General features: G+C 64.6%; 15 protein-coding genes. 4 read left to right on the top strand and 11 right to left on the bottom strand.

All coding sequences use genetic code 11. The features are described 5' to 3' along the window. Window positions 1–46 precede the first annotated feature (46 nt). The 3 genes from LMTR3_RS23665 to LMTR3_RS23655 all read right to left on the bottom strand — a co-directional run bounded on the left by LMTR3_RS23665 (window position 47) and on the right by LMTR3_RS23655 (window position 2,658). Window positions 47–496: a GNAT family N-acetyltransferase gene (locus LMTR3_RS23665; RefSeq protein ID WP_065747420.1), complete on the bottom strand. Its 450-nt coding sequence runs from the start codon at window positions 494–496 to the stop codon at window positions 47–49. Then, the gene (locus LMTR3_RS23660; RefSeq protein WP_065747419.1) at window positions 496–1,521 is read right to left on the bottom strand and encodes a peptidoglycan -binding protein; all 1,026 of its coding nucleotides are present in this window, start codon (window positions 1,519–1,521) and stop codon (window positions 496–498) included. The genes LMTR3_RS23665 and LMTR3_RS23660 overlap by 1 nt, the downstream gene beginning before the upstream one ends. A 141-nt stretch (window positions 1,522–1,662) precedes the next feature. Further along, window positions 1,663–2,658: a flagellar motor protein MotA gene (locus LMTR3_RS23655; RefSeq protein ID WP_065747418.1), complete on the bottom strand. Its 996-nt coding sequence runs from the start codon at window positions 2,656–2,658 to the stop codon at window positions 1,663–1,665. A gap of 739 nt (window positions 2,659–3,397) precedes the next feature. On the opposite strand from LMTR3_RS23655, the gene LMTR3_RS23650 reads away from it, so the two are divergent. Further along, complete coding sequence (locus LMTR3_RS23650; RefSeq protein WP_141686779.1) at window positions 3,398–4,603, top strand: efflux RND transporter periplasmic adaptor subunit; 1,206 nt, start codon at window positions 3,398–3,400, stop codon at window positions 4,601–4,603. A 9-nt stretch (window positions 4,604–4,612) separates the two neighbouring features. Next, a complete protein-coding gene (locus LMTR3_RS23645) occupies window positions 4,613–7,777 on the top strand; it encodes a multidrug efflux RND transporter permease subunit (RefSeq protein ID WP_065747416.1) in 3,165 nt (1,054 codons plus the stop codon). Between the two features lie 111 nt (window positions 7,778–7,888). On the opposite strand, the gene LMTR3_RS23640 is transcribed toward LMTR3_RS23645, so the two are convergent. The 8 genes from LMTR3_RS23640 to tkt all read right to left on the bottom strand — a co-directional run bounded on the left by LMTR3_RS23640 (window position 7,889) and on the right by tkt (window position 17,324). After that, a complete protein-coding gene (locus LMTR3_RS23640; protein ID WP_065747415.1) occupies window positions 7,889–8,680 on the bottom strand; it encodes an inositol monophosphatase family protein in 792 nt (263 codons plus the stop codon). Window positions 8,681–8,768: 88 nt separating this feature from the next. Then, window positions 8,769–9,866: a tetratricopeptide repeat protein gene (locus LMTR3_RS23635; protein WP_065747414.1), complete on the bottom strand. Its 1,098-nt coding sequence runs from the start codon at window positions 9,864–9,866 to the stop codon at window positions 8,769–8,771. Window positions 9,867–9,875: 9 nt separating this feature from the next. Continuing rightward, entirely contained in the window at window positions 9,876–10,586 is a 711-nt protein-coding gene (locus LMTR3_RS23630; protein ID WP_065747413.1) for a thiamine phosphate synthase, read from the bottom strand. Window positions 10,587–10,588: 2 nt separating this feature from the next. Next, window positions 10,589–11,614 (bottom strand): class I fructose-bisphosphate aldolase, encoded by a 1,026-nt coding sequence (locus LMTR3_RS23625; protein WP_065747824.1) that lies wholly within the window; start codon window positions 11,612–11,614, stop codon window positions 10,589–10,591. A gap of 113 nt (window positions 11,615–11,727) precedes the next feature. Next, window positions 11,728–12,795 (bottom strand): class II fructose-bisphosphate aldolase, encoded by a 1,068-nt coding sequence (gene fba, locus LMTR3_RS23620; protein ID WP_065747412.1) that lies wholly within the window; start codon window positions 12,793–12,795, stop codon window positions 11,728–11,730. A gap of 50 nt (window positions 12,796–12,845) precedes the next feature. Then, a complete protein-coding gene (locus LMTR3_RS23615; protein ID WP_065747823.1) occupies window positions 12,846–14,042 on the bottom strand; it encodes a phosphoglycerate kinase in 1,197 nt (398 codons plus the stop codon). Window positions 14,043–14,190: 148 nt separating this feature from the next. Next, window positions 14,191–15,198, bottom strand: a complete 1,008-nt coding sequence (gene gap / locus LMTR3_RS23610) for a type I glyceraldehyde-3-phosphate dehydrogenase (protein ID WP_065747411.1) — start codon at window positions 15,196–15,198, stop codon at window positions 14,191–14,193. 140 nt (window positions 15,199–15,338) lie between these two features. Then, window positions 15,339–17,324, bottom strand: coding sequence for a transketolase (tkt, locus tag LMTR3_RS23605; RefSeq protein WP_065747410.1), 1,986 nt, complete (start codon window positions 17,322–17,324; stop codon window positions 15,339–15,341). 287 nt (window positions 17,325–17,611) lie between these two features. Between tkt and LMTR3_RS23600 the strand changes: the two genes are divergently transcribed. Together LMTR3_RS23600 and LMTR3_RS23595 are read left to right on the top strand one after the other, a co-directional pair. Further along, window positions 17,612–17,938 (top strand): DUF4164 domain-containing protein, encoded by a 327-nt coding sequence (locus LMTR3_RS23600; protein WP_065747409.1) that lies wholly within the window; start codon window positions 17,612–17,614, stop codon window positions 17,936–17,938. After that, window positions 17,935–18,318, top strand: a complete 384-nt coding sequence (locus LMTR3_RS23595; protein ID WP_028349229.1) for a cell division protein ZapA — start codon at window positions 17,935–17,937, stop codon at window positions 18,316–18,318. The genes LMTR3_RS23600 and LMTR3_RS23595 overlap by 4 nt, the downstream gene beginning before the upstream one ends. Window positions 18,319–18,480: the final 162 nt, after the last annotated feature.

Raw genomic sequence — 18,480 nt, 5'->3', positions numbered from 1 at the left:
ATACCCGCATGCGCGGGGTATGACCCTGTCGGGCTGGGTAAGGGTGTTATGCCTTCCATTCCATCTTCAATACCGGCCTTCCCGACGTCGGATTCACATCCTCGCCGGCATGCGCAAAGCCGTTGCGCTCATAGAAGCGGATGGCGCGGGCGTTGTCCTTGTTGACCCGAAGCGCGACACCATTGGGCGACAGGCGCTTGGCTTCATCGACCAGACTTGTCGCAAGCTTCGAGCCCCAATGATCCGGACTGACCAAGAGCTGGTCGAGATAGCCAGATGCATCGATGGTCACGAAGCCTATCAGCGCATCCGCCTGCTCGGCGACGATGATCTGAGCGTTTGCCACCAGTTCGTTGCGCCAGCGATCACGCCACCATGCCACCCGCGCATTGAAATCGATCGAGGGATAGGCCTGCTGCCACGTCAGGCGCCACAGCTCGATCGCCGCGTCCTCGTCCTCGGCGCGATAGGGGCGGAGCGTGAAATCTGCGGCCACTACCGTTCCGTCAGCTTCAGCTCGATGCGGCGGTTGCGCTTGTAGGCGTCTTCGTTGGGTGCTGAATCGAGCGGCTGGAATTCGGCAAAGCCGGCGGCGACCAGCCGCTGCGCGGGAACGCCGAGGAAAACCAGATATTGCACCACGGAGATGGCGCGCGCCGACGACAATTCCCAGTTCGACTTGAACAGCGGCGAGTTGATCGGCCGCATGTCGGTGTGGCCGTCGACCCGCAGCACCCAGCCGATCTCGCTCGGTATCTGCTTGTCCAGGTCGATCAGCGCGGTGGCGAGCTTGTCGAGTTCGGAGCGGCCCTCGGGGAGCAGCACCGCCTGGCCGGTATCGAAGAACACTTCCGACTGGAATACGAAGCGGTCGCCGACGATGCGGATATCGGGGCGGTTGCCCAGAATGGCGCGCAGGCGGCCGAAGAATTCCGAACGGTAGCGCGACAATTCCTGCACGCGTTGCGCCAGCGCGACGTTCAGGCGCTGGCCGAGATCGGCAATCCTCCCTTGCGATTCCTTGTCACGCTTTTCGGAGGCTTCCAGCGCTTCCTCGAGCGCCGCAAGCTGGCGGCGCAGCGCGCTGATCTGCTGGTTCAGCACCTCGATCTGGGCGAGCGCGCGCGAGGTCACCGCCTTTTCGGATTCGAGCGCCTTGTTGAGCTCGTTGGCGCGGCCCTGGGCGTCGCCGGCACCGCTCAACCCATCGTAAAGCCCCTTGATGCGGTCGCGTTCGCCTTCCGCGGCGGCGAGGCCGGCGCGCAATTGCGCGAGCTGGTCGTCGAGCGTGAGCTTGCCGAGCTTTTCCAGCGACAGCAGGTCGTTCAACTGCGCGATCTTGGCGTTGAGCTGTTCGAGCGCCTTGTCCTTGCCGGTGACCTCCTGCGACAGGAAGAATTGCACCACCAAAAACACCGACAGCAGGAACACGATCGACAGCACCAGCGTCGACAGCGCGTCGACGAAGCCCGGCCAGTAGTTGAAACCGGATTCACTGCGGCGTGCACGGGCGAGGGCCATTTGTCGTCTCCAATCTCGTGTCCCGGACGCGATGCGGCGTGCAACGCCGCGCCGCAGAGCCGGGACCTATATGCTTGCGTGGGCCCCGGCTCTGCAGCGCAACGCTTCGCGCTGCGCAGCGTCCGGGGCACGAACGCTCGTTCAGCTCTTCTCGGGCTGCCTGGCGATCCGCTCCAGGAGCTTCTTGATCTCGCGGTTTTGTTCGCCCTGGCCGTCGGCCCATTCGCGGATCATCTGCTGCTCGGTGCGCATATGCGCAACCAGGCCCTGGATCGCCTCGGCCAGATTGGCCATCGCCGCCGTGGTGTTACGGCTGCCGCCGCTCTCTTCCACCACCGCGCGGATACGTTCCATCGCATGCTGCAGCTCGCCGCCGATTCCGGAACTGCCATCGCCATATTCGCGCACGGTGGAGGCGAGCCAGTCTTCAAGGTCGGTATAGAAGCGGTTCTGCGCCTGGCTCGACTGCAGGTCGAGAAAGCCCAGGATCAGGGAGCCCGCGAGGCCGAACAGCGAGGACGAGAACGAAATGCCCATGCCGCCGAGCGGCGCGGCCAACCCCTCTTTGAGGGTGTCGAACAGCGAGCCGGCATCGCCGCCGACTTTCAGGCCATCGATCACCTTGCCGACGGAACCGACGGTTTCGATCAGGCCCCAGAAGGTGCCGAGCAGGCCGAGGAAGACCAGCAAGCCGGTCATGTAGCGGGAAATATCGCGGGCTTCATCGAGCCGCGTCGCAATCGAATCCAGCAAGTGCCGCATGGTCTGCTGCGATATCGTCATTCGCCCGGTACGCTCGCCGCCGAGGATCGCCGCCATCGGCGCCAGCAGGGTCGGGCGCCGATCGATCGCGAGCCCCGGATCGGCGATGCGGAAACTGTTGACCCAGGCCACCTCCGGATAGAGCCGAACCACCTGCCGGAACGACAGGATGATGCCGATCAGGAGCACCCCGCCGATCAGCGCGTTAAGGCCAGGATTGGCAAAGAACGCCACGATGATCTGCTTGTAGAGCACGACCGCGACCAGCGCGCACAGCACCAGGAACACGAGCATCCGCACCAGGAAAATCCGCGGTGAGGACAGTTTGCTCAGTTCGATCTCCATTTCGGAGCGGGAGGAGGGGCCTGAAGGCATTTGCGGGGTGTCATCCGGTTACGAAAAGGCGCGCTGGCGGCCAATATGGCACAGCGGGCTGGAGAAAAAAGCTGGCAAGCCGCGATTTCGGGCCGACGGTGGTGGAACCCGGCTAGACATCAGCGTATTTTGGAACGGTTCGATGTCCAACCGGGATTTTTCATGAGGAGCCCCGCCCAACGCCCGGCAGTGGCACTATCGCGACTGCCGGTTGCGGACCAGCCGATTCTTCCCGCGGCCGCTGCCGGCGAAGCTCGCCGCCGGACATGCAGAAAGCGACGCCTGGCTCGCCGACGAGATGGCGGCACGCGCTATCGAATAGTGGATACGGCGCTGGCGCTGGTTCCTGCTCGCCACCGCAGGCCTGTTCGGTTACGCCGGTGGCAGCGAATGGGGCATCAGCTCAAGGCGGCGGCTTAGCCCGGCGTTAACCGATTCGTGCCGGATGCCTCCCGCGCGGTCATCTGCTGCAATCATATGCAGAGAAACGGCGTGTTCCCGGCCCTCTGTTTCGGGCCAAACGCGATGGAACCGGCTCACAATCAAGTGAATCTGGAAAAATCGGCGGAAGTTCAGTGTGATAGCGTTGTGTGACATTGGGCCGCCGCGAAACCGTATTGCGTTGCAGCAGCCTGTCCGTATCCTATCTTCCATCAACCGTGAGTTCCCAAGACTGCTTACGACAACGCCGCGAATGCTCAATTCGCGCCTTCCAACTTGAACTGGGGCAATGCTTTCAATGTCCGGACTACGAACGCAATCGGCATGCATCGTTGTGATGTTGACTGCGATGGCGCCGCTTTTGGCTGGCTGCAACGAACCGATCGCCGCGACCGCCGCGGTAAAGCCGCCCGAGCCTGAAGTGGGCACTTTCACCGTACGATCTCAGGCCCGCGCCATCATTCGTGAATTGCCCGGCCGAATCGCACCCACCCGGGTCTCGGAAGTCCGTGCGCGGGTTTCGGGCATCGTCGTTGAGCGCCTGTTCCACCAGGGCACCGAGGTGAAGGCCGGCGATCCCCTGTACCGGATCGACCCCAAACCCTTCGAGGTGGAACTGCAGGCGAGCGAAGCCGCGCTGGACAAGGCGGAAGCTGCGCTCGATCTCGCCACCCAGCACGCCCGCCGCATTGCGACGCTGACCAGCCAGCGCGCGGCGCCCGAGGCGGAGAACGAAAAGGCCATCGCAGCCCAACGCCAGGCTGAGGCTGAAGTTGACAGCCGCAGAGCCGATGTTGCCCGCGCGAAGCTCAATCTCGATTATGCGACGATCCGGGCGCCAATCAGCGGCGTCGTCGGCGCCGCGCTGGTGAGCGAAGGCGCGCTCGTGGTGCAGAATGACACTACCAGCCTCGCCACGATCCAGCAGCTCGACCCGATCTACGCCGACTTCACCCAATCGATCGCGGAGATGAACAAGCTGCGCCGTGCGCTCGAAAGCGGCGACCTCGACCGCATCGCGCCCGATGTGGCCAAAGTCCGCCTCGTGCTCGACGATGGTACAGTTTATCCGACTCCCGGCAAGCTTCTGTTCTCTGATGCCAAGGTCGACGCCTATACCGGGCAGGTCACGCTGCGCGGACAGTTTCCGAATCCGAATCGCGAACTACTGCCCGGCATGTATGTCCGCGTCCTGATCGAACAGGGCATCGATTCCGATGCCATGGCCGTGCCGCAGCAGGCGATCCAGCGCGATGCCGGCGGCGCCAGCGAGGTCTTCGTGGTCAAGGACGACGGCCGCGTCGCGACGCAGCCGGTTCGCACCGGCCCGATGCAGGACGGCGTGTGGCTGATCAGCGAGGGCCTCAAGGAGGGCGACCGCGTCATCGTCGACGGGTTCCAGAAGTTTGTTGCCGGCGACAAGGTCAAGGCGAAGGCGTGGATCGATGCGGATGCCTCGGTTGGTTCGATACCGGGAGCACCGGCAGCGCAAGCGTCCCGCTGAGACCGGGACATGCCCAGCTTCTTCATTGACCGGCCGATCTTCGCCTGGGTGGTCGCGCTTTTCATCTGCCTGATCGGCGCGATCTCGATCCCGTTGCTGGCGGTCGCGCAATATCCGATCATCGCACCGCCCTCGATCTCGATCTCGACCAGCTATCCCGGCGCGTCGCCGGAGAACCTTTACAACAGTGTCACGCGGCTGATCGAGGAGGAGCTCAACGGCGCCTCCGGCATTCTCAATTTCGAATCTACCTCTGACTCGCTGGGACAGGTCGAAATCATCGCCAACTTCGTGCCCGGCACGGAGACGGGGGCGGCGTCGGTCGAAGTGCAGAACCGCCTCAAGCGCGTCGAGGCGCGGCTTCCGCGCGCGGTGATCCAGCAGGGCATCCTGGTCGAGGAGGCCTCCTCTGCCGTGCTGCAGATCATTACGCTGAATTCGACCGACGGCTCGCTCGACGAAATCGGCCTCGGCGATTTCATGATCCGCAACGTGCTCGGCGAGATCAGGCGCATTCCCGGCGTTGGCCGCGCCACGCTCTATTCCACCGAACGTTCGCTGCGGATCTGGGTCGATCCGGCCAAGCTGGTCGGCTACGGCCTTACCGCCGACGACGTCAACAAGGCGATCTCGGCGCAGAACGCCCAGGTCGCCTCGGGCAGCGTCGGCGCCGAGCCGAGCACGCCGGAGCAGAGGATTTCCGCGCTGGTGCTGGTCAAGGGTCAGCTCTCATCGCCGGATGAATTTGGCGCGATCACGCTGCGCGCCAATGCGGATGGATCGACGGTGCGGCTGCGCGACGTCGCCCGCATCGAGATTGGCGGCCTGAGCTACCAGTTCAACACGCGGCTCAACGGCAAGCCGACGGCGGGCCTTTCGGTGCTGCTGTCGCCGACCGGCAACGCGCTCGCCACCGCAAGCGCCGTCGAAGCCAAGATGAAGGAATTGTCAAAATTCTTTCCGACCAATATCGGTTACGAAATCCCGTACAACATCACGCCCGTCGTCAAGGCCTCGATCAACAAGGTGTTGATGACATTGGTGGAAGCGGTGGTGCTGGTCTTCATCGTGATGTTCCTGTTCCTGCAGAACATCCGCTACACCATCATTCCGACCATCGTGGTGCCGGTGGCGCTGCTCGGCACCTGTGCGATGCTGATGGCGGCCGGCTATTCCATCAACATGCTGACCATGTTCGGCATGGTGCTGGCGGTCGGCATTCTCGTCGACGACGCCATCGTCGTGGTCGAGAACGTCGAGCGGATCATGGCGGAAGAGGGCCTGCCGCCGAAGGAAGCGACCCGCAAGGCGATGTCGCAGATCACCAGCGCCATCATCGGCATCACGCTGGTACTGATGGCCGTGTTCGTGCCGATGGCGTTCTTCCCGGGTTCGGTCGGCATCATCTATCGCCAGTTCTCGGTCACGATGATCTCGGCCATCGCTTTCTCCGCGCTGCTGGCGCTTTCGCTGACGCCGGCGCTGTGCGCGACACTGTTGAAGCCGGTCGAGGCCGGCCACGGCCATGCGCGCAAGGGCGTGTTCGGCTGGTTCAACCGCGTGCTCGAGACGAGCCGTGGCGGCTATTCGCGCACCGTGCAGGGCTCGCTGAAGCGCACCGGGCGTTTGATGCTGATCTACGCCGCGCTGCTCATCGGCCTCGGCTGGGCCTTCGTCCGGCTGCCCGGCGGCTTCCTGCCGGTCGACGACCAGGGCTTCATCACGACAGACGTGCAGACGCCGTCCGACTCCTCCTACGCCCGCACCGAAGCGGCGGTCGAGGCCGTGGAGAAGTATCTGCTCAATCGCGCCGGGGTCGAGGACATCACGTTCCTCACCGGCTTCAGCTTCCTCGGCCAGGGCATGAACACCGCGCAGGCCTTCATCACGTTGAAGGACTGGTCGGAGCGGGGCAAAAAGGATTCCGCCGCCGCGATCGTCGCCGACATCAACCGCGAGCTCTCGTCGATCCGCGACGCCAGGATCTCGGCGCTGCAGCCGCCGCCGATCGACAATCTCGGCAATTCCTCCGGCTTCTCGTTCCGCCTGCAGGACCGCGGCCAGAAGGGCTATCCGGCGCTGGTTGCCGCATCCGACCGGCTGATCGCAGAAGCCAACGCCAGCCCCATCCTGCAGAAGGTCTATGTCGAGGGCCTGCCGCCGGCGCCGCAGGTCAATCTTATGATCGACCGCGAAAAAGCCGGCGCATTCGGCGTCACCTTCGAGGACATCAACCAGACGATTTCGACCAATCTCGGCTCGAACTATATCAACGACTTTCCGAACCGCGGCAGGATGCAGCGCGTTATCGTGCAGGCCGACCGCGCCAGCCGCATGAACGCCGACGACATCCTCAATTACAACGTCAAGAACAGCCGCGGTCAATTGGTACCGTTCTCCGCCTTCGCCACGGTTCAGTGGTCGAAGGGGCCGACCCAGATCGCGGGCTTCAACTACTATCCCGCCGTGCGCATCTCGGGCGAAGCCAAGCCCGGCTTCACCTCCGGCGATGCCATCGCCGAGATGGAGCGGCTGGCCAACAAGCTGCCGCGCGGCTTCGGTTTCGAATGGACCGGCCAGTCGCTGCAGGAAAAGCTGTCGGGCTCGCAGGCGCCGTTCCTGCTCGGCCTCTCGGTGCTGGTGGTCTTCCTGCTGCTTGCCGCGCTCTATGAGAGCTGGACCATTCCGCTTGCGGTCTTGCTGACGGTGCCCCTCGGCATCTGCGGCGCGGTGATTGCCGCGACCATGCGGGGACTGCCGAACGACGTCTACTTCACCGTCGGCCTGATCACCATCATCGGCCTGGCAGCGAAAGACGCCATCCTCATCATCGAATTCGCCAAGGATCTGCGCGCCCAAGGCAAGCCGCTGATCGAAGCCACGGTCGAAGCCTGCTCGCTGCGCTTCCGCCCGATCCTGATGACTGGCTTGGCCTTCGTCTGCGGCGTGCTGCCGATGGCGATTGCCACCGGTGCCGGCGGCGCCAGCCAGCAGGCACTCGGCACCAGCGTGATGGGCGGCATGATTGCGGTGGTGATTCTGGCGCTGTTGATGGTACCGGTGTTCTTCGTCAGCGTGCAGCGCGTGCTGGCGGGGGATCGGGAGAAGGTGGAGGAGGTGGCGGCCGCGAGCGAGCTGCATGGGCCGCCCGCGCCGGCGCAACCCAGCCACTGAGGCGTCGTCATTCCGGGGCGCGCCACTTGGCGCGAGCCCGGAATCCATTCATCCACAGAGCAGGAGGCACAATGGATTCCGGGCTCGCGCTGCGCGCGCCCCGGAATGACGTCAGCCCAGCGGTCCCAGTATCTTCACCAATTCCCCGTGCACGAACTCGTTCCCGCAGACCACATGCCCGGTCTTCAGCGCATCGTCCTTGCCGCCGATGTCAGAGATCGTGCCGCCTGCTTCCCGCACCATGATCTGCCCCGCTGCGATGTCCCACGGCGACAGGTTGCGTTCCCAGTAGCCGTCGAGGCGGCCGGCGGCGACGAAGGCGAGGTCGAGCGAGGCGGCGCCGAAGCGGCGGAAGCCGGCGACCTTGTTCTGCAGCGCGGCCATTTCCTTTAGCGCCAGCGCATGGTCGCCGCGGCCGATATGCGGCAGGCCGCAGGCGACCACACATTCGTTGAGCTGGCGGCGGCCGGCGACGCGCAGCCGCTGATCGTTGAGGAACGCGCCCTTGCCGCGCTCGGCGATGTAGAGCTCGTCGTTGGCGGGATTATAGATCACGCCGGCGATGACGGTGCCTTCGCGGGCGAGGCCGATCGAGATCGCGAATTGCGGGATGCCATGCAGGAAGTTGGTGGTGCCGTCGAGCGGATCGACGATCCAGGTGTGGGTCTTGTCGGCGCCTTCGCGCGTGCCGCCTTCCTCGCCGATGAAGCCGTAGCCGGGCCGTGCCTTGGCGAGGTCCTCGTACAGCATTTCCTCGGCGCGCTTGTCGGCCTTGGTGACGAAGTTCGCCGGCCCCTTCAGCGACACCTGCAGATGTTCGATCTCGCCGAGGTCGCGCTTGAGGCTGCGGCCGGCGCGGCGCGCGGCTTTCACCATGACGTTGATAAGGGCGGAGTAGAGCATGATGCGAGCTTATGGTGTGAGAGGGAACGGCCCAATGCCATGAGGGTTTAGGGAGTGGGTGCCCTGCAGATGTGCCGCCGTCAAGGCGTCATTTACTGGCGGTGCCGATCCATTTTTTCGCGGCTTCCTGGGCCTTGGCGCGTTCTTCGGGACTGATCTCGGAGAACCTTTCGTCCAGCTCCGGGTCGCCCTTGCCGGCGGTCTTGGCGACAATGTGCCACTTGAAGCCCTCGATCTTGTCCATCGGCGCGCCCTGTCCGGTGACCAGCACGCGGGCGAGCCGATTCTGCGCGATCGGCGAGTTCTGCCGCGCCGCCTTGCGCAGCAGCGCGACCGCCGCGGCCTGGTTCTTCGGCGTGCCGGTGCCGTTGTAGAGCGCAATCGCATATTCGACCTCGGCGTCGACATTGTCGGCCAGCGATGCCGCCTGCAGCAGCCGCACCGCCTTGTCGATGTCCTTCGGCACGCCGGTGCCTTCCTTGTAGAAGGTAGCTAACGCGTATTGTGCTTCCGGACTGCCTGCGTCGGCTGCGACGCGCAGCAGTTCGGCAGCGCGCCGGACATCCTGCGGCAGCGTGTTGCCGTCGAGGTAGAGCAGCGCCAGATTGTAGGCCGACTTCGGGTTGCCGAGTTTCGCCGCGGAGGCCAAAAGCTTGACGGCCTGTTCCCGATTGGTCGGCCCGCCGCGGCCTGACAGCCGCATCATCGCGAGCGCGAACATGGCCTCGCGGTCGCCGGCATCGGCCGCACGCTGGTACCAATCGGCGGCCTTCGCATAGTCGCGCTTGATGCCGAGCCCATTGGCGTAGAGCTCGCCCAGCATCGTCATCGCCTTTGGGTCGCCGTTATACTGCGCGCGCGTCGTCGCGAGATCGAACGCGGTCTTGTACATGCCGCGCTGATAGGCGCCGTAGACGAGATCGACGTTGGGATCCTCGAAGGCCGTCGTCGGCGAGGGGGCCGGCGCGGGCGTTGCCTCCGTTTTGGGCGCTGCCGCCGGCTTCGGCGGCGCGGCGGGCTGCTTCGCTGCGGGAGGAGCTTTTGGCTTGGGCGGCGCTTCCTTTTTCGCCGCTGGTGGGCTGGCGGGCGGTTGCGCGGCAGGCGGCGTCAGCGAGATCTGCGCAGAGGCGCCGGCCATCGTCATCACGAGGCCCGCAAGCAGCGATATGGGACGCAGGAGTTTCATTGTCCGGCGTTATCCGTGCCCGGCCTTATCTGGGCCAGACTTATCAATACCAGCTTTGGCTTTTCCGAACGCCGCTTCGTACGCTTGCGCGATTGCCTGCGCGGCGTCGATCAGTGCCGCCTTGGCGCCGCGCGGGTCGGCCCAGATGAAATCGCCGACCAGCACGAAATCGGCGCCGGCAGCCGCGAATTCGGAAGCCTCCTCGCGCGAGGCGGCAAAGCCGACGCAGGGCGGCTCGAACAGTTCATCCCACCATTGCAGGCGTTCGGCAATCGCTTCAGTCGATGGCCGCTGTCCCTTGGCATCGGGCTCGCCGAATAGCACGTAGTCGGCGCCCGCTTCGCCCGCGGCCATCGAATCGTGCCGCGTGGCAAGGCCGCCGATGCCGGCGATGCGGTCCGGCTTCAGCGACGGCCAGGCATCTTCCAGCGCGGCGAGGCCGGTCAGATGCGCACCGTCGGCGCCGGCACGCGCCACCAGTTCGACATGGCCGTCGAGCAACAGCGCCGCGCCGCTATTCTGGATCGCGGGCGCAAGTGCTTTCACGCGCGCGATCATCGTGCGCTGGTCGGTCTGCTTCAGCCGCAACAGCACCGCCGCGACGTCGGCCGCAGCCAACAGCTCCGGAAGCTGGTTTGCGAGCTGCGATGGATCGTCCACCTCGGGCGTCGCGAGATAGAGGCGCGGCGCCGGGCGCGGCGGAACGGGTTTGTTGGACAAGTCTAGGCGACCTTCTTTTCCAGGCCGGTTTCCCACTCGCCCTTGCTCGCCAGCGCATTCATCTTCGCGCGGTGCGTGAACGCGCGCTGGCCCGCGGCGACATTCTCGGCCTTGCCGGACCACGCTTTCTGCGGCGCTGCCTGCAGCGCGCGGCCATAGGAGAAGGTCAGTTTCCAGGGCAGGCCGCCGATCCGGTTCATGGCATCCAGATGCGCGGTCGCTTCCTCGTCGGATTGTCCGCCGGAGAGGAAGGCGATGCCCGGCACGGCCGCGGGAACGCAGGCCTTTAGCATGCGCACCGTCTTCTCCGCGACTTCATCGACGGAAGCCTGCTTCGCGCACTTCTTGCCAGAGACGGCCATGTTGGGCTTCAGCACCATGCCTTCGAGCTCGACACGCTGGACCCGCAATTCCTGGAATGTCTTGTTCAGCACACGCTGGGTCACATCGTAGCAGCGGTCGATGTCGTGATCGCCGTCCATCAGCACTTCCGGTTCGACGATCGGCACGATCTGCGCCGCCTGGCACAGCGCGGCGTAGCGCGCCAGCGCATGCGCGTTGACGTGGATCGCCGTCTGCGTGGGGATGCCGCTGCCGATATCGATCACTGCACGCCACTTGGCGAAGCGCGCGCCGCGCTCGTAATATTTCTTCAGGCGCTCGGCGAGCTTGTCGAGGCCGACGGTGACCAGTTCGCCCGGACATTGCGGCAGCGCTTGCGTTCCTTCATCGACCTTGATGCCGGGGATGGCGCCGGACTGCTCGATCAGCTTGACCAGCGGCGTGCCGTCGCGGGCCGTCTGCCAGATGGTTTCGTCGTAGAGGATGACGCCCGAGACGTACTTGCTCATCGCCTCGGTGGAGCGGAACAGCATTTCACGGTAGTCGCGGCGATTCTCCTCCGTGGACTCGACCTTGATGGCGTCAAAACGCTTCTTGATCGTGCCCGAAGATTCGTCGGCGGCGAGAATGCCCTTGCCTGGGGTGACCATGGCGAGGGCAACCTTGTTGAGGTCAGCAAGATTCATGGGAACGTTCTCCGAAAACATCATGCCCTTGCGCACCAAAATAGGCGGTTCTCGGGCAATTGCCTAGAAAACGTTCGTCGCACCCCGGGTGTTTGCAAGGCGCGGGGGGCGGCTCAGGCGACCCGCGGGTCCAGCTCGCCCTTGCCGTACCGTTTGGCCATTTCGGCCGTCGTCAGCACCTTCTTGATCTTGCTGGCCTGGCCTGCGGTATTGAATTCCTGCAGCCGCTGCTTGCACAGCTTGGCCATCGCTTCCATCGCGGGCTTGAGGTATTTGCGCGGGTCGAACTCTTCCGGATTGTCCTTGAAGACTTTGCGGATCTGCCCGGTCATCGCCATGCGGTTGTCGGTGTCGATGTTGATCTTGCGCACGCCGTTCTTGATGCCGCGCTGAATCTCGGACACCGGCACACCCCAGGTCGGCTTCATCTTGCCGCCATTGGCATTGATGATTTCCTGCAGGTCCTGCGGCACCGAGGACGAGCCGTGCATCACCAGATGCGTGTTCGGCAGCTTGCGATGGATTTCCTCGATCACGTTCATGGCGAGGATGTCGCCGTCCGGCTTGCGGGTGAACTTGTAGGCGCCGTGCGACGTGCCCATCGCGATCGCCAGCGCGTCGACCTTGGTCTCCTTGACGAACTTCACGGCTTCGTCGGGGTTGGTGAGCAACTGGTCGTGCGACAGCTTGCCCTCGGCGCCGTGGCCGTCTTCCTTGTCGCCCATGCCGGTCTCCAGCGAGCCGAGCACGCCGAGCTCGCCTTCCACCGAGATGCCGCCGAGATGGGCCATGTCGGTGACCGTCCTGGTCACGCCGACATTGTAGTCCCAATCGCCCGGGGTCTTGCCGTCGGCCTTGAGCGAGCCGTCCATCATGACCGAGGTGAAGCCGGCCTGGATCGCGGTCATGCAGGTCGCGGGCTCATTACCGTGGTCGAGATGCACGCAGACCGGGATCTGCGGATAGATTTCGGTGACGGCGTCCATCATGTGCCTGAGCATCACATCGTTGGCGTAGGAGCGCGCGCCGCGCGAGGCCTGGATAATGACGGGCGCGTCGACCGAGGAGGCGGCCTCCATGATGGCGAGCGCCTGCTCCATGTTGTTGATGTTGAACGCCGGCACCCCGTAATCGTGCTCTGCCGCATGATCGAGCAGTTGACGCAAGGTAATGCGAGCCATTCAAATTCTCCTGTATTTGCCGCGCCTTCGGCGCTTCATTGAGTCTTGGTCTAACGCAGTTTGAGAACTTCGACGCCGGGAAGCGGTTTGCCTTCCATCCATTCGAGAAACGCGCCGCCGGCCGTCGATACGTAGGAAAAATCATCGGCCACGCCGGCCTGATTCAGCGCCGCGACCGTGTCGCCGCCTCCGGCAACCGAGATTAGCTTCTTCGCCTTGGTGCGCTCCGCTGCGTGCTTGGCCGCAACCACCGTGCCACGGTCGAACGGCGTCATTTCGAACGCGCCGAGCGGGCCGTTCCAGACCAGCGTCGCGGCGTCGTCGATCGCGGCGTGAATCCGCGCGATCGATTGCGGCCCGACGTCGAGGATCATGCCGTCGGCCGGGATGGCATCGAGACCATAGGCGTGCGAGGGCGAGTTGGCGGCGAAGTGATAGGCGACCACGGCATCGACGGGGAGGATGATGGCGCAGTTCGCAGCGGTGGCTTTTTCCAGGATACGCAGCGCCGTCGCGGCGAGGTCTTTTTCCGCCAGCGACTTGCCGACGCCGACGCCCTGCGCGTGCAGGAAGGTGTTGGCCATGCCGCCGCCGATCACCAGCGCATCGACTTTCGTCACCAGGTTTTCGAGCAGATCGATCTTGGTGGAGACCTTGGCGCCGCCAATGATCGCGATAACAGGCTTGGTCGGCGCTTCCAGCGCCTTGCCAAGCGCGTCGAGTTCGGCCTGCATGGTGCGGCCGGCATAGGCGGGCAGCTTGTGGCCAAGGCCTTCGGTCGTAGCGTGCGCACGGTGCGCCGCCGAAAAGGCGTCGTTGACCCAGATGTCGCCGAGCTTCGCCAGCTCCGCGACGAAGGCAGGGTCGTTCTTCTCTTCCTCTTTATGGAAACGGGTGTTTTCCAGGCAGAGAATATCGCCATCCTTCATGGCGCCGACGGCCTTGGCGGCAGCCTCGCCGATGCAGTCGTCGGCAAATGCAACCGGCTTCTTGATGACGTGGCTGAGCGCTGCCGCGACAGGCTTCAGCGAATCCTTGGCGTCGCGCCCCTTCGGGCGGCCGAAATGCGCGAGCAGGATGACCTTGCCGCCCTTGTCGGAAATTTCGGTGATGGTCGGCGCGACGCGCTCGAGCCTGGTCGCGTCGGTGACGCGGCCGTTCTCCATGGGCACGTTGAGGTCGACGCGCAGCAGCACGCGCTTGCCCTTCACATCGACGTCATCGAGGGTTCGGAAGGATTTTGTCATGGGCGGACTCGGATTCTCGACAGTCATTCCGGGGCGATGCGAAGCATCGAACCCGGAATCTCGAGATTCCGGGTCTGGTCCTTCGGACCATCCCGGAATGACGGAAGACAAGAATGCCCGGCGCTAGGCCGGGCATGACGAAATAGTTCTACAGCAGCTTCCCCATCGCCACGGCGGTGTCCGCCATGCGGTTGGAGAAACCCCATTCATTGTCGTACCAGGACATCACACGCACCAGCGTGCCGTTCTGCACCTTGGTCTGGTCCTCGTGGAACGTCGACGAGTGGGGATCGTGGTTGAAGTCGATCGAGACATTCGGCGCGGTGGTGTAGCCGAGGATGCCCTTGAGCTGCTGCTCGGAGGCGCGCTTCATCGCCGCGTTGATTTCCTTGGTATCGGTGGCGCGCTTGGCGACGATCTTGAGATCGACCACCGACACGTTCGGGGTCGGCACGCGGATCGCGACGCCGTCGAGCTTGCCCTTCAGTTCGGGGAGCACGAGGCCGATCGCCTTCGCCGCACCGGTCGAGGTCGGGATCATCGACATCGCCGCCGCACGGCCGCGATAGAGATCCTTGTGCAGGGTGTCGAGCGTCGGCTGGTCGCCAGTGTAAGCGTGGATCGTGGTCATGAAGCCGGTCTCGATGCCGACGGTGTCGTTCAAGACCTTGGCGAGCGGCGCCAGGCAGTTGGTGGTGCAGGAGCCGTTGGAGACGACCAGGTGATCCTTGGTCAGGGTGTCGTGGTTGACGCCGTAGACGATGGTGGCGTCAGCGTTGTCGGCGGGCGCCGAGACCAGCACGCGCTTGGCGCCGGCGGTCAGATGCGCGGAGGCCTTGTCCTTGGCCGTGAAGATGCCGGTGCATTCCAGCGCAATGTCGACGCCGAGCGCCTTCCACGGCAGCTTCGACGGATCGCGTTCGGCGGAGACCTTGATCTTGCCGTTGCCGAGGCTGATGGAGTCGCCGTCAACGGTCACGGTGCCGGGGAAACGGCCGTGTACGGAATCGAAGCGTAGCAGGTGGGCGTTGGTCTCGACCGGGCCGAGATCGTTGATGCCGACCACTTCGATATCCTTGCGGCCGGATTCTGCGATGGCGCGCAAGATATTGCGGCCGATGCGGCCAAATCCGTTGATCCCGATGCGGACTGCCATGCTGGTTTCTCCTCTGATAGCCGGTGCCCGCCCCGCGGAGGCGTTCCACGGAGGTGCTTACGGCGGAACGCCCGGTTCGGCCGGGCGGGAACGGTCAAGATGGGGGTCTAGGTAGTCCTTTTTCCCCTCAACCTCAACCGTCAGCCCAAGCGCTTCAGGACAGCGTTAACCGCAGCCTCGGCAGTAATTCCGAAATGCTTGAAAAGGTCCTTGGCGGGGGCGCTTGCACCGAAACCGTGCATGCCGATGAATTCACCATCCTGGCCGATCACGGCGTCCCAGCCCCAGCGTACCGCGGCCTCGATGGCGACCTTGACCGGCGCATCGCCGATAATGGCTGCCTTTCGGTCTGCCGGCTGCGCCAGCAGAAGCTCGAGCGAGGGCACCGAGACCACCCGCGACGGGATGCCACGCTCACTCAGTTGCTTCTGGGCTGCCACCGCGATCTCGACCTCGGAGCCCGAGGCGAACAGTGACACTTTTGCGTTGCCCTGCGCCGCGACCAGCTCATAGGCGCCATGCGCGCAAGGATTATCGTTCGGCGCATTGGTGCGAAGCTGCGGCAGGTTCTGGCGGGTCAGCGCCAGCACCGTCGGGCCGTCGACACGGTTGAGCGCCAGTTCCCAGCATTCCGCGACCTCGACGGCGTCGCACGGGCGGAACACGCGCATGTTGGGAATCGCGCGAAGCGCCGCGAGATGCTCGACCGGCTGATGCGTCGGCCCGTCCTCGCCGAGCCCGATCGAATCATGGGTCATCACGTAGACGACGCCCGCGCCCATCAGCGCGGCGAGCCGCATCGCGGGTCGGGCATAGTCCGTGAACACCAGGAAGGTCGCGCCGTTCGGCGCGAAGCCGCCATGCAGGAAGATGCCGTTCATCGCCGCGGCCATGCCGTGCTCGCGGATGCCGTAGTGGATGAAGCGGCCCTTCGGCATCTTGGCCGAGAACGCCACGGCCGACTTCGCCTTGTTGTTGTTGGAGCCGGTGAGGTCGGCGGAGCCAGCCAAAAATTCCATCGGCATCGCAGCCGCGATCGCCTCGATCGCGGATTCGGAGGATTTCCGCGTCGCGACATTCTGCGGCGATTCCAATAGCGCCTTCTTGTGCGCCCGCAGCGCCTTCGAAAGCGCGGCCGGCCGCTCGTGTCGCATCCGCCGCTCGAACTCGGCGCGCTTGCGCGGGCCGAGCTCGGCGAAAACGCTTTCCCATTCCTCGCGCGCGGCAGCGCCGCGGCTACCGGCGGCACGCCATGCCTTCAACACATCGTCAGGCACCGAGAAGGCGTCGAGCGAAATGCCGAGCTTTTCCTTGGCGCCCTTGAGCTCGTCGGCGCCGAGCGCCTCGCCATGGGCCTTCGCCGTGCCGGCCCGCGTCGGCGCGCCGTAACCGATCGTGGTCTTGCAGGAGATCAGCGACGGCTTGTTGGATTTTTGCGCGCGGCTGATCGCGGCGGCAATCGCCTTCGGATCCTGGCCGTCGATCAATTCCGCGGCCCAGCCCGCGGACTTGAAACGCTTCACCTGGTCGACCGAATCGGCGAGCGAGGTCGGGCCGTCGATCGAGATGCCGTTGTTGTCATACAGCACGATCAGCTTGTTCAGCTTCCAGTGTCCGGCCATCGCGATCGCTTCCTGCGACACGCCTTCCATCAGGTCGCCGTCGGAAGCGAGCACGTAGGTGTGGTGGCTCACCACCTTCTTGCCGAACTCGGCGGCCAGCATCTTTTCCGCCAGCGCCATGCCGATCGAGGTAGCGATGCCCTGGCCGAGCGGACCGGTGGTGGTCTCGACGCCGCTGGTCTCGAAATTCTCCGGGTGTCCCGGCGTCTTGGAGCCGAGCTGACGGAAATTCCGGATCTGATCGAGCGTCATGTCCTTGTTGCCGGTCAGGTACAGCAAGGCATAGAGCAGCATCGAGCCGTGTCCGGCCGACAGCACGAAGCGGTCGCGGTCCGGCCAGGTCGGAGCCGCCACATCGAATTTGAGGAACTGTGTGAACAGCACGGTCGCGATGTCGGCTGCGCCCATCGGCAGGCCGGGATGGCCGGATTTCGCCTTTTCGACGGCATCCATGGCAAGCCCGCGAATCGCATTGGCCATACGGGTATGATCGACCTGCGTCATGTGAAAATCCGCCTGAAATGAGGTGCTTGGTTAGGGGTATGTACCGGGCGAAGGCCGCAATACGGGCGTGTTTGAGGGAAAGTGCGGGCTGGATAGCACCTCAATCCCCGGGAGTCCAAGGCGTGGAAACGCCCTTGCCATGCGAAAAGTTGCTTAGCGGTGCATAGCTTCGCGCGGGCGTTGCGCTTGGCTCGCTTGCCACGTAAATTTCGTGCTCTAACCGCTTGCCGAACCGCGGATTTTGCTGCCGTGCGGCGGGCCTACTGCGAGGGTGCGCGCTGTCTCTCATGAGCGATCGTCACACCAACGGGGCTGGCAATGCCGAGCCGGTCCAAGTCGACATCGACGCCGCCACGCGGCGCCTGATGATGGCGCTCGATGCGCTCGAGGCCGCGGCCGAGCGGCGGCGCGACGCCGACCGTGACGAGAACGAGCTGGCGAGCCGGATCCAGGCGCTCGGCGCCGATCGCTCGCGGCTCGCCGACGAACTCGACGGTTCGCTGGTGAAGACGCGGCGGCTGGAGCGCGCCAACCGCGAGATATCGGAAAAGCTGGATGCCGCAATCGGCACCATCCGTGCGGTGCTCGATGCCGACGCCGGAGAGAGTGAATGAGTCACATCAACGTCACCATCAACGGCCGGCAGTACCGCATGGCCTGCGAGGAAGGGCAGGAGGTGCGGCTGTTGAAGCTTGCCGAGAGCCTGGAATCGCGGGTCGGAGAGTTGCGCGGCAAGTTCGGCGAAATCGGCGATGCGCGGCTGACGGTGATGGCCGCTCTCACCGTGTGCGACGAACTGCTGGATGCCAACGCGCGCATCCGCGCGCTGGAGGGCGAACTCGAAACCCTGCGCAACGTTCGCACAGCCGCCGCCGACCGCGCCAAGGCCACCCAGGTCGCCGTCGCCAACGCGCTCAACGCCGCCGCCGACCGCATCGAAAAAACCACGCAGGTCATCAACCGCACCATCGGCAGCGGCGTCGCGATCGGGTGAATCTCGCGCGGGTCACTCCTTCACCCTCCCCTGGAGGGCTACGGGATTCCCGGATTTTCGTGTTGGGTGGCAAGGGCATATCCCTCGAGTGTGGCGGCGAGCCGATTCCATCCGTCGCGCATGGTCTTTGGGCCCGGCGGCTTGTAGTAGCAATTCCAGCCG

Source organism: Bradyrhizobium sp. LMTR 3 (assembly GCF_001693485.1).
GTDB lineage: Bacteria > Pseudomonadota > Alphaproteobacteria > Rhizobiales > Xanthobacteraceae > Bradyrhizobium.
This window is presented reverse-complemented; position numbering and strand designations above follow the sequence as displayed.